Below are 10,921 nucleotides of genomic sequence, written 5' to 3' on the forward strand. Positions count from 1 at the left end.
CGGGGCGTGTTCATGGATCAGGCGCTGGCGATCCTGCCCGCCGATTACTGGCGCTGGTGGCTGCTGAGCCATGCGCCCGAAAGCGGCGACAGCGAATTCACCTGGGAAAACTTTCAGGCCAGCGTCAACAAGGATCTGGCCGACGTTCTGGGCAATTTCGTCAGCCGCATCACCAAATTCTGCCGCTCGAAATTCGGCGAGACCGTGCCCGAAGGCGGCGCATTCGGCGATCAAGAGGCGGCGCTGATCGCCGACCTGACCACCCGCATCCGCGCCTACGAGGGCTTCATGGAGGCGATGGAAGTCCGCAAGGCCAGCGCCGAATTGCGCGCGATCTGGGTTGCCGGCAACGAGTATCTGCAATCGGCGGCACCGTGGTCGACCTTCAAGGAAGACCCGGAAAAAGCTGCCGCGCAGGTGCGTCTGGGCCTGAACCTGATCCGGCTTTACGCCGTGCTGTCGCGCCCCTTTATCCCCGACGCCAGCGCCGCAATGATGGCCGCGATGCAGACCGACAACGACGCGTGGCCCGACGATGTGGCCGCCGCATTGGGCGCCCTGCCCGCCGGTCATGTCTTTGCCGTTCCCGAGGTGCTGTTCCGCAAGATCAGCGACGAAGAGCGCGAGGGCTGGGCAGCGCAATTCTCGGGTGTGCGCAGCTAAGCCGCAGCGTCACAAGTCGCGTTACAATTGAATACATGACAGCCCCGCACGGCGCGGCTAGCCTTTCCGCAAACGGGAGGGACATCATGGATATTACAACCACGAAATACGCGCTGGTGATGCTGGCGGCGGGGGTCGGCATTCCGCTTTTGGCAGCGCTGAACGCGGCCCTTGGCACCCGGCTGGGCAGCCCGGTCGCGGCGGCGGTCTGTCTGTTCGCGGTGGCCTTTACCCTAGCGGTGATCGCGGTGCTGATCGCCGGACCCGCCCCCCTTGCGCGGCTGCCCGGAACGCCGATCCACCTGTTCGGCGGCGGGTTCTTCGTGGCGTTTTATGTGCTGTCGGTCACATGGATCGCGCCAAAATTCGGGGTCGGCAACGCGGTGTTCTTCGTGTTGCTGGGCCAGTTGGTCAGCGCCGGTCTGATCGACCAGTTCGGCCTGTTCGGCGCCAAAGTGTCGCCGATCAGCCTGATGCGCGGCATCGGCATCGCGGTGATGGCCTTTGGCGTGTTCCTGACCCAGCGCGCCTAGCGCTGAATGGTCTCAAGCCAACGGGCCAGCGCCACGATCTCGGTCGCGCTTTCGGTGACGGTGCCTTCGGGCCCGTCCATCGCCACGCTGTCGCCGCCCAGCACCAGCCCAAACACCGGCATCGGACCACCGTGACCGCGCAGCAAGGCCCGGCCGTCGATGATGTTGATGACCTCAAGCATCGGGAAGCGGCCGCCATAGCGTTCGGTCAGCCCGGTCAGGTCCGGCACCGGCAGGGTCAGAACCTCGGCCATCGGGCCATCGCCGCGCGCCTGCACACCGTGGCAGGTGGCGCAATTGTCCTGAAACAGCGCCGCGCCCTGTTCGACATCCTGCGCCAGCGCGGGCGTCAGGGACAAAGCGGTCAGCGCGGCCCAAGTGATACTGCGTGCGATCATGGTTTCGTCTCCGGCAGTTACGCCCCCAAGGGCAACTCTAGGTGGCGCGGTCCGCGCCGGCTTTGACGCCGATCAAGTCAGACCAGCAGCCCGTTCTCAAGCCGAACCGTGCGATCCATCCGGGCCGCCAGTTCGGGGTTATGCGTGGCAATCAGCGCCGACAGGCCGGTGGTCTGCACCAGCTCCATCAACGCGGCGAACACGGTGTCAGCCGTGCCCGGATCAAGGTTGCCGGTCGGCTCGTCCGCCAGCAACAGCGACGGCTGGTTCGCCAGAGCACGGCAAAAGGCGACGCGCTGCTGCTCGCCCCCCGACAGCGCCGCCGGGCGGTGATCGGCCCGGTCCGCAACCCCGACCCGCGCCAGCAGATCGCGGGCATGGGTTTCGGCCTCGCGCCGGGCGATGCCATTGGCCTGTTGCGGCAGGGTGATGTTTTCCAGCGCGCTGAATTCGGGCAGCAGGTGATGGAACTGATAGACAAAGCCGACCTGATTGCGCCGGATCGCAGTGCGGCGGCGGTCGGAAAGCTGAGTGGCCTCTTGCCCGGCGATCCGCACCTGACCGGCGTCGGGACTGTCCAGCAACCCGGCGATATGCAGCAGCGTCGATTTCCCGGCGCCCGAGGGCGCGACCAGCGCCACGACCTCGCCCCGCGCGATCGAGATCGACGCCCCGCGCAGCACCGGCACCGCGTTGGGCTTGCCCTTGTTATACGTCTTTTCAATGCCCGTCAGGGCCAGAACCGGATCACTCATAGCGCAGCGCCTCGACCGGGTTCATCCGGGCCGCGCGGCGGGCCGGGAAAATGGTGATGCCAAAGGACAGGATCAGCGACAGCGCCACCGCCGACAGCACATCGTCCAGCATCAGCTTGGCGGGCAGCTTGTAAATGCCGCGAATGGCCGGGTCCCAGACGCCGCCGTTCGAGGCGCCGTTCACAAAGGCAAGGATCTGGTCGAAATAGATCGCGAACAAACAGCCCAGCGCCACGCCCATCGCGGTGCCGACCAGCCCGACCAGCGAGCCGCACAGGAAAAAGATCCGCAGGATCGAGCCTTCGCTTAGCCCGATGGTGCGCAGGATGCCGATATCGCGGCCCTTGTTTTTCACCAGCATCACCAGCCCTGAAATGATATTCATCGAGGCGATCAGCACCAGCACCGACATCAGCACGAACATCACCGTGTCCTCGACATCCAGCGCCCGCAGGAAGCTGGCCGAGCTGTCGCGCCACGTCCACAGCAGCGCCCGCTCGCCCGCTGCGTTTAGCAGCGGCACGGAATACTGGTCGATCTGTTCGGGGTTCTCGACAAAGACTTCGATCTCGTCGGCAGCACCTTCGCGGTTGAAATAGCTCTGAGCCTCGGCAAAGGGCATGTAGACACGGGTGCGGTCGATTTCATAGCGGCCCGCCTGAAAGATATAGACCACCTCATAGGCATTCACTCGCGGGCTGGTGCCAAAGGCGGTTTTGACCCCGTTGGGCGAGATCAGCTTGATCTTGTCACCGACCCGCACACCCAGCGTCCGGGCCACGCCAATACCGATGGCAATGCCGTCCTGAAAGCGGTTGATGTCGCCGGTGGATTGCTCGGGGTTGGCGACACGCGGGATGGTTTTCAGATCGGCCTCGGAGATGCCGAACACCTCGACCCCGGCGTTGATGCTGCGCATGGTCGCCATGACCTGACCCTTGACCAAAGGCGCGGCGCGGGTGACGCCGGGGATGGCCGCGATGCGGTCGGCGATGGCGGCATAATCGGTGATGGCGCGGGTGGTCTGACCGGTGTCGGTGACGTAAAGGCCGGAATAGACGCTGACATGGGCGTTGGCGCCCAGAATGGTATCGACGAATTCAGCCCGGAACCCGGCCCGCACCGCCAGCGTGATGATCAGCGCCGCAACCGCCAGGGTGATGCCGATCAGCGAAATCCAGGTCATCACGCTGACCCCGCCCTCGGACCGGCGGGCGCGCAGATAGCGCCACGCGATGGCCCATTCAAAGGCGGCAAAAGGGGTGGTGCGATTGGCCACGGCTGCTCCTGTCATTTTGCGCGAGAGTGCTGTGCCCATCCGGCCCCGTCAAGCGCAGGGCCGGAAAGTTTCCGTGACCAAGCGTTACAGCCCGGCGTAGATTTTCGCCACTTTCTCGATGGCCAGTTCCGGGGTCAGCTCTTCGCTTTCGCCGGTGCGGCGGCTGGTCAATTCGACCACGCCGTTTTTCAGGCCACGCGGTCCGACGGTGATGCGCCACGGCAGACCGATCAGGTCCATCGTGGCGAACTTGCCGCCTGCGCGTTCATTGCGGTCGTCATACAGCGGCTCAAGCCCCAGCGCGGTAAAGGATTTATACAGCGCCTCACAGGCGGCGTCGGCCTCGGCGTCGCCCTGTTTCAGGTTGACGATGCCGACATGGAACGGGGTCACGCCCTCGGGCCAGATGATGCCCTTGTCGTCGTGGTTGGCCTCGATCAGAGCACCGACAAGGCGGCTGACGCCAATGCCGTGGCTGCCCATCTGAACCGGCACGCGCTCGCCCTTGTCGTTGACGACGGTAGCGCCCATGGCCTCGGAATATTTGGTGCCGAAGAAGAAGATCTGACCGACCTCGATCCCGCGGGCAACGCGGCGGCGGTCTTCGGGGACCGCGTTGAACGTGGCCTCGTCATGGGTTTCGTCGGTGCGGGCGTAAAGCGAGGTGAATTCCTCCATCACGGCACGACACTGATCGACGCTGTCATAATCGATCTCGCGCTGGCCCAGCTTGATGTCGGTCACGGCGCTGTCATAGAAGACCTCGCTTTCGCCGGTCTCGGCCAGAACAAGGAATTCATGGGTGTCATCGCCCCCGATCGGGCCAGAGTCGGCGCGCATCGGAATGGCCTGAAGGCCCATGCGTTCATAGGTGCGGATATAGCTGACCAGATGGCGGTTATAGGCATGCAGCGCATCCTCGACCGTCAGGTCAAAGTTATAGCCGTCTTTCATCAAGAACTCGCGCCCGCGCATCACGCCGAAGCGGGGGCGGATCTCGTCGCGGAATTTCCACTGGATGTGATACAGCGTCAGCGGCAGGTCCTTGTAGCTGCTGACATGGCTGCGGAACACATCGGTGATCATTTCCTCGTTGGTCGGGCCATACAGCATATCGCGGCCGTGCCGGTCGGTGATGCGCAGCATCTCTTCGCCGTAATCGTCATAACGGCCGCTTTCACGCCACAGATCGGCGGATTGCAGGGTCGGCATCAGCATCGGGATGTGGCCGGCGCGGACCTGGTCCTCGTGCACGATGTTTTCCAGCTTGCGCAGCACCTTGAACCCAAGCGGCAACCACGAGTAAATCCCCGCCGACTGTTGCTTGATCATCCCGGCACGCAGCATCAGCCGGTGACTGGCGATCTGAGCATCCGCGGGGTTTTCTTTCAGGACGGGCAGGAAATATCGGGACAGGCGCATCTTTTTGCGGGCCTCTTAAAGTAAACACTTGCTCATGCCTGTAAGCGATTGGCGCCGGGCAGACAAGCACCGAGCGGCCTTGCAACCGGTCCAACCATCGGCCAAGACTGGCACAGCAACAATGGAGGCGACATGGCTCTTCCGGTTCGGGATCAGCTGAAATACTGGGGCATTGCGGCAGTGGTGTTTCTGGCGCTGCTGTGGTTGCTCAGCGGTGTGCTGTTGCCCTTTGTTCTGGGCGCGGCCATTGCCTATTTCCTTGATCCGGTGGCGGACTGGCTGGAAAAACACGGGTTTCGGCGGGTTTGGGCCACGGTAACGATCACGCTGTTCGCGGCGGTGGTGTTCGTGGTGGTGCTGTTGCTGGTGGTGCCCGAGCTAAGCAAACAGGCGCTGGCGCTGGTCAATACCGCGCCCGAGTTGCTGCAAAACCTGCAAGCCTTTCTTCAGGACCGCTTTCCCTCGGTGATGGTGCCGGGATCGACGCTGCACGATTCGCTGCAAAGCCTTGGCGAAACGATCAAATCGCGCGGGGTCGAGATGTTGGACGGGGTGCTGGCCTCGGCGCTGTCGCTGATCAACGTGATCGCGCTGATCGTGCTGGTGCCGGTCGTGACCTTCTACCTGCTGCTGGACTGGGACCGGATGGTTGCCCAGATCGACCAATTGCTGCCGCGCGATCCGGCACCGATCATTCGGCGGCTGGCCCATGACATCGACCACACGCTGGCCGCCTTTATCCGGGGACAGGGCACGGTCTGCCTGATCCTTGGCATCTATTACGCCGTGGCCTTGATGCTGACCGGCCTGCAATTCGGGCTGGTGGTCGGGGCGCTGGCCGGGGTGATCTCGTTCATTCCCTATGTTGGCGCGATTACTGGCGGAGCGCTGGCGCTGGGGCTGGCGCTGTTCCAGTTCTGGGGCGACTGGTGGATGATCGGTGCGGTGGCGGCGGTGTTTTTCGCCGGTCAGATGTTAGAGGGCAATGTTCTGACGCCCAAGCTGGTCGGCGGCTCGGTCGGGTTGCATCCGGTGTGGCTGATCTTTGCGCTGTCGGCCTTCGGCAGCCTGTTCGGCTTTGTCGGGATGTTGGTCGCGGTGCCGGTCTCGGCGGCGATCGGCGTCATCGCCCGCTGGGCAATCGCCCAATACAAGGACAGCCGCCTCTACAGGGGGATCACCGGACGCGGGGGCGATTAGGTGGCGGAACAACTGGTCTTTGACCTGCCCCAGCGCGCGGCACAGGGGCGCGAGGATTTCTTTGTCACCCCGGCCAATGCGCTGGCGGTGGCCCAGATCGACAACTGGGCCAACTGGCCACAGCGCAAGCTGGTGCTGGTCGGGGCCGAGGGCGCGGGCAAGACCCATCTGGCGCATGTCTGGGCTGCCCAGACCGGGGCCGAGATCGTCGCCCATGACGCCTTGGCCACCCGCGATATCGCCGCTTTGGCCGGGCGCGGCGCGGTGGTGATCGAAGACGCCGACCGCATCCGCGACCCAGCGACGCAAGAGGCGCTGTTTCACCTGCATAACCTGATTTTGGCCGAGGGCGGGCATTTGCTGCTGACCGCCCGCAGTGCGCCGAATCTGTGGCCACTGACCCTGCCCGACCTGCAAAGCCGGATGCAAGGCACCGCCACCGCCACGTTGGACCCGCCCGACGATGCATTGCTGGGGGCGCTGCTGGTCAAGTTGTTCGCCGACCGGCAATTGCAGATGCCGCCGCGCCTGCTGCCTTACCTGCTGCCCCGGATGGAGCGCTCTTGCGCCGCCGCACAGGCGCTGGTGGCCGAACTGGACCGCCGCGCACTGGCCACCGGGCGCAAGATCAGCGACCGGCTTGCCGCCGAAATTCTGGAGCCAACCGATGATTGACCCAGCGACAACAATCCGGGCAGACTTGGCCACAGCCAGCGAGGGAGACCGGATGGACGATCAGACCCACGACGACTGGGGGCCGTTCGGGCGCCCGATCTTCAACGATCCGTCGGCCTTGGCGCTGTCGCGCGTCGGCGTGGTCGATGTCGGATCGAACTCGGTGCGTCTGGTGGTGTTCGACGGCGCCGCCCGCAGCCCGGCCTATTTCTACAATGAAAAGCTGATGTGCGGCCTTGGTGCCGGTCTGGGCCAGAGCGGGCGGCTGAACCCCGAAGGCCGCAGACGGGCGCTGGCCGCTTTGCGCCGCTTTGCCCTGCTGGCCGAGGACATGGATGCCACGCCGCTGACCGTGGTCGCCACCGCCGCCGTGCGCGATGCCGAAGACGGCGACGACTTTCGCCGCGAAGTCGAACGCGAGACCGGGCTGAAAATTCATGTCATCGACGGCCGTGAAGAGGCCCGCTTGTCGGCGCAAGGGGTGCTGCTGGGCTGGCCGGGAGCCGAGGGGCTGATCTGTGACATTGGTGGCTCGTCGATGGAACTGGCCGAACTGAAAGACGGTCAGGTCGGCAACCGCGTGACCTCGCCCTTGGGGCCGCTGAAACTGCGCGATGTGCCGGGCGGCAAGAAGGGTCTGAAGAAACACATCAAGACCGTGATCGAAGATCTGGCCGCGCAGATGGGCACCCATCACAAGCGGCTGTTTCTGGTCGGCGGATCGTGGCGGGCCATCGCCCGTCTGGACATGCAGCGCCGCAATTACCCGCTGCTGGTGCAGCACGAATACAAGCTGACCCGCAAGAACGTCGCGGCGACGCTGGCGTGGATCGAGGAAAACGACCTTGAAACCCTGCGCGCGATGACCGGCACTTCGGCTGCGCGGATGTCGCTGGTTCCGGCGGCGGCGCGGGTGCTGCGGCAGTTGCTGGCAACCTTTCATCCGGCGCAGATCTATGTCTCAAGCTATGGCATCCGCGAGGGTCTGCTGTATGAGGAAATGCCCGATTACCTGCGCGAACGCGACCCGCTGATCGAGGCCTGCCGCTTTGCCGAGGCCAGTCAGGCCCGCATTCCCGGCTTTGGTGCGCAGCTGTATGATTTCGTGCTGCCGCTGTTCAAAAGCGCCCCGTTCGAGCGCAAGCGGCTGGTCAAGGCCGCCTGCCTGCTGCACGACACCGCATGGTGCGCCCATCCGGACTATCGCCACGAGGTCTGTTTCGACAACGCAACCCGCGCCAATCTGGGCGGGCTGGATCATCCGGGCCGGGTGTTTCTGGGGCTGGCGCTGTTGCATCGCTATAAGAACAGCCGCGAGGGCAGCCGGTTCGAGCCGCTGTTCAACCTGCTGGACGAGCACGAAATCCAACAGGCCGAGGTTCTGGGCAAAGCCATGCGCTTTGGCGCGATGTTCTCGACCGACGGACCGGAAAAGCTGGTCAGCCTGCGCTATTTCCCGAAGAAAAAGCTGCTGGAACTGCGGCTGACGCCACGGGCGCAGGGGCTGTATGGCGAAGTGGCCGAGGCGCGGTTCATCGCACTGGCCAAGGCGCTGGGGGTTGAAACCGTGATCCGGCCGGTCAAGGGCTGATCAGATATCGACCTTGCCGTCTTCGCCCGGTTCAGGCAGCGGCGCATCGGGCTTGCGACGGATGATGATGTCGCCGTTCGGCAGGCGCTCGGGCATCTCGTAGGCGTCGAAATCGTCGATCAGCTCTAGCAATTGCGTGATCGCCGGTTGCAGCTTTTCCGATAACCCTTGCAGTGCTGGCTCCATCTCGTTGGCCAGCCCTTTCAGGAACAGCCGCGCCCCCTCGCCCAACAGGTCGATGCCTTCGGACATATCGCCGGGCTTGACCGGGGTATCCTCGGCAAGGGCGGGTTGGGTCGTCATCAGGGCCGCAAGGGCAAGGGCAGAGATACGTTTCATGGGTCCAATATAGGCACAGCACCGCAGCGTTTGAAGATCACAGCGCAATATCCATCGTCACCGGAAAATGGTCCGATGCCGTCAACAGCGCGTCCCGCAATTCCGGCACCGCATAACAGCCCGGATCGTCGAACGGGTGCCAGATCCGCCATTGCGGCGCCTTGGCCAACAGGTCGGGCGACACCATCACGTAATCCAGCAGCGCCGACATGTAATGCTTGCGCCCCGGCAGCATAAAGCGCGCGGTGGCGGGCTTGGCACAGAGCGGGCCTTGCAACGCGGCGCGGGCATGCGGGTCGAACAGGCGCATGTCCTCTGCGGCGGAATCATCGCCATCGACGCCCATCACGATCTCGACCCCGGAATGGCCAAACAGTTTCTCATATTCATCCAGACCGGGACCATCGTTGAAATCACCCAGCACGATCAGCGGATCGCCCTTTTGCAGATGCATCTCGACCCGTTGCCGCAGCCAGATGCATTGCGCCAGTTGCTTGCGCCGATTGTCGATCGAAACCCGCATGATCGCGGCCTTGCCACGGGCGCCATGCGGGGCCTTGGACTTGACGTGAACACCGATCATGCGAAAGCGGTTACCATCGGCGCTGACCACTTCCAGCTCAAGCGGTGGCTTGGAATAGCGGATCAAATCCGGCGCGGCATCGATGTCGATATCCCAGCGGAACACCCCGTCGAAACGCGGCGCATCATACGAGCCTTTCTTGCCGGTCTCATCGCCGCGCGGGTCGTGCTTGGGCGTCAACGCGTCGGGATCATACAGCAACGCGATTTCCTGCTGGGTGTCGTTCTGGAATCCCATCACCGCCTTGCGCGCCCGCAGCCCCATCATCTTGGCGAAATGTTCCAGCGCCGGCACCGTCGCCCGGTGCGAGTTCTGATCCGGCGCCTCGATCACCATAACAGCGTCGGCATCCAGCGCGGTGAACACGATCCCCAGCGCCGCCAGTTGTTCGCCGCGTTTCACATCCTGCCGCCCGGACCAGCGGTCATCGTCCAAAGGGCGACCACGATTGTCAAAGAGGTTGTTGAACCATTCGACATTATAGGTCGCAATCCGCATCAGCTTGCGCGCTCCTTCGCGATTTCCTCCCATGCGGCGTTCAGGGCGATCAGGCGTTTCTCGGCCAGTTTCACCGCCTCGGAAGGCAGGCCCCGCGCGATCATCCGGTCGGGATGAGTCTCGCGGACTCCATCGCGCCACGCCTTGCGGATCACGTCAAGATTATCCTGCGGGCGCACCCCCAGAATATCATAGGGATCGGGATGCGCATCGGCGACAAATCGCGACCGCATGGTGCGGAAACAGCGCCCGGACAGGCCGAAAATCTCGGCCACGCGAAACAGGAACTGATCCTCGGCCGGGTGGTATTCGCCATCGGCAATGGCAATGTGAAACAGCCCTTCCAGAAGGTCGGTCAGCGGCGCGGCATCCCCGTTGAACATGCGGGCGATGCGATTGGCGTAATCCTCGAACCCGGCCACGTCCTGCCGCGCCAGATTGAACACCCGGGCGGCATTGCCGGATTCGGATTGCGGGATGGTAAAGACCTCGCGAAAGGCGGTCACCTCGTCTCGGGTGACCCGGCCATCGGCCTTGGCCATCTTGGCGCCCAGCGCGATCACCGCGATGGTAAAGGCAACACTGCGCTCGGGGGGCGTGCGCAGCCGGTCGAACACCAGCGACAGACCCTCGCCTTTGGCGAGCGCCGAAATTGCATCGGATATACGAGACCAAAGCGTCATGCCCCAAACCTAAGGATTGTCGCCGCAGTTGCACAGAGCTTTCTAACTGCGACCTGAGTGCGACATAAGGTCAATATTGCCAATCCTCTACTTGACCCCCGCCCCTTTGGCCCCATCTCGGTTCAGAGAAACTTATGGGACAGATATGCTTTTACGTGCGATCGACAAATTCTTCCGACATGACGCCGCTGGCGGCGTTCTTTTGATGCTTTCCGCCGTCGCGGCGCTGTTGGTGGCGAACTCGGCGCTGCAACCGCTTTATGACGGCGCGCTGGGGTCGTATCTGGCGGTGACGCTGAACG

13 protein-coding genes are annotated in these 10,921 nt (G+C 63.7%); 6 read left to right on the forward strand and 7 right to left on the reverse strand.

The features are described 5' to 3' along the window. Nucleotides 1-663, forward strand: a 663-nt coding sequence (locus tag ABYW26_RS04590) for a class I tRNA ligase family protein (protein ID WP_372603614.1), incomplete at its 5' end; no start/stop codon positions are given. An 86-nt stretch (nucleotides 664-749) separates the two neighbouring features. Beyond that, nucleotides 750-1,196, forward strand: coding sequence for a DMT family transporter (locus ABYW26_RS04595; protein WP_372603615.1), 447 nt, complete (start codon nucleotides 750-752; stop codon nucleotides 1,194-1,196). Here the strand turns inward: ABYW26_RS04595 and ABYW26_RS04600 are convergent. The 4 genes from ABYW26_RS04600 to proS form a co-directional block, all read right to left on the reverse strand. Beyond that, a complete protein-coding gene (locus ABYW26_RS04600; protein ID WP_372603616.1) occupies nucleotides 1,193-1,594 on the reverse strand; it encodes a c-type cytochrome in 402 nt (133 codons plus the stop codon). The genes ABYW26_RS04595 and ABYW26_RS04600 overlap by 4 nt on opposite strands. Before the next feature lie 77 nt (nucleotides 1,595-1,671). Continuing rightward, nucleotides 1,672-2,349, reverse strand: coding sequence for an ABC transporter ATP-binding protein (locus ABYW26_RS04605; RefSeq protein WP_372603617.1), 678 nt, complete (start codon nucleotides 2,347-2,349; stop codon nucleotides 1,672-1,674). After that, on the reverse strand, nucleotides 2,342-3,628 hold the full coding sequence (locus ABYW26_RS04610; RefSeq protein WP_372603618.1) for a lipoprotein-releasing ABC transporter permease subunit: 1,287 nt from the start codon (nucleotides 3,626-3,628) through the stop codon (nucleotides 2,342-2,344). The genes ABYW26_RS04605 and ABYW26_RS04610 overlap by 8 nt, the downstream gene beginning before the upstream one ends. A gap of 84 nt (nucleotides 3,629-3,712) precedes the next feature. After that, a complete protein-coding gene (gene proS, locus ABYW26_RS04615) occupies nucleotides 3,713-5,050 on the reverse strand; it encodes a proline--tRNA ligase (protein ID WP_372603619.1) in 1,338 nt (445 codons plus the stop codon). A gap of 132 nt (nucleotides 5,051-5,182) precedes the next feature. Between proS and ABYW26_RS04620 the strand changes: the two genes are divergently transcribed. From ABYW26_RS04620 to ABYW26_RS04630, 3 genes are read left to right on the forward strand one after another with little or no spacing between them, the layout of a single operon-like run. Then, entirely contained in the window at nucleotides 5,183-6,250 is a 1,068-nt protein-coding gene (locus tag ABYW26_RS04620; protein ID WP_372603620.1) for an AI-2E family transporter, read from the forward strand. Next, on the forward strand, nucleotides 6,251-6,925 hold the full coding sequence (locus tag ABYW26_RS04625; RefSeq protein ID WP_372603621.1) for a chromosomal replication initiator DnaA: 675 nt from the start codon (nucleotides 6,251-6,253) through the stop codon (nucleotides 6,923-6,925). It begins immediately after the preceding gene. 52 nt (nucleotides 6,926-6,977) lie between these two features. After that, nucleotides 6,978-8,516 carry a Ppx/GppA family phosphatase gene (locus tag ABYW26_RS04630; protein ID WP_372603622.1) on the forward strand — a complete coding sequence of 513 codons (1,539 nt, stop codon included), beginning with the start codon at nucleotides 6,978-6,980 and terminating at the stop codon, nucleotides 8,514-8,516. Here the strand turns inward: ABYW26_RS04630 and ABYW26_RS04635 are convergent, their stop codons facing one another. From ABYW26_RS04635 to ABYW26_RS04645, 3 genes are read right to left on the reverse strand one after another with little or no spacing between them, the layout of a single operon-like run. Further along, complete coding sequence (locus ABYW26_RS04635) at nucleotides 8,517-8,855, reverse strand: AAA+ family ATPase (RefSeq protein ID WP_372603623.1); 339 nt, start codon at nucleotides 8,853-8,855, stop codon at nucleotides 8,517-8,519. 37 nt (nucleotides 8,856-8,892) lie between these two features. Then, nucleotides 8,893-9,936, reverse strand: a complete 1,044-nt coding sequence (locus tag ABYW26_RS04640; RefSeq protein ID WP_372603624.1) for an endonuclease/exonuclease/phosphatase family protein — start codon at nucleotides 9,934-9,936, stop codon at nucleotides 8,893-8,895. Next, complete coding sequence (locus ABYW26_RS04645; RefSeq protein WP_372603625.1) at nucleotides 9,936-10,619, reverse strand: TerB family tellurite resistance protein; 684 nt, start codon at nucleotides 10,617-10,619, stop codon at nucleotides 9,936-9,938. The genes ABYW26_RS04640 and ABYW26_RS04645 overlap by 1 nt, the downstream gene beginning before the upstream one ends. Before the next feature lie 145 nt (nucleotides 10,620-10,764). Here ABYW26_RS04645 and ABYW26_RS04650 point away from each other — a divergent pair. Then, on the forward strand, nucleotides 10,765-10,921 hold a 157-nt coding region (locus ABYW26_RS04650; RefSeq protein WP_372603626.1), incomplete at its 3' end, for a Na+/H+ antiporter NhaA.

This window comes from Actibacterium sp. (assembly GCF_041584535.1).
GTDB lineage: Bacteria > Pseudomonadota > Alphaproteobacteria > Rhodobacterales > Rhodobacteraceae > Actibacterium_D.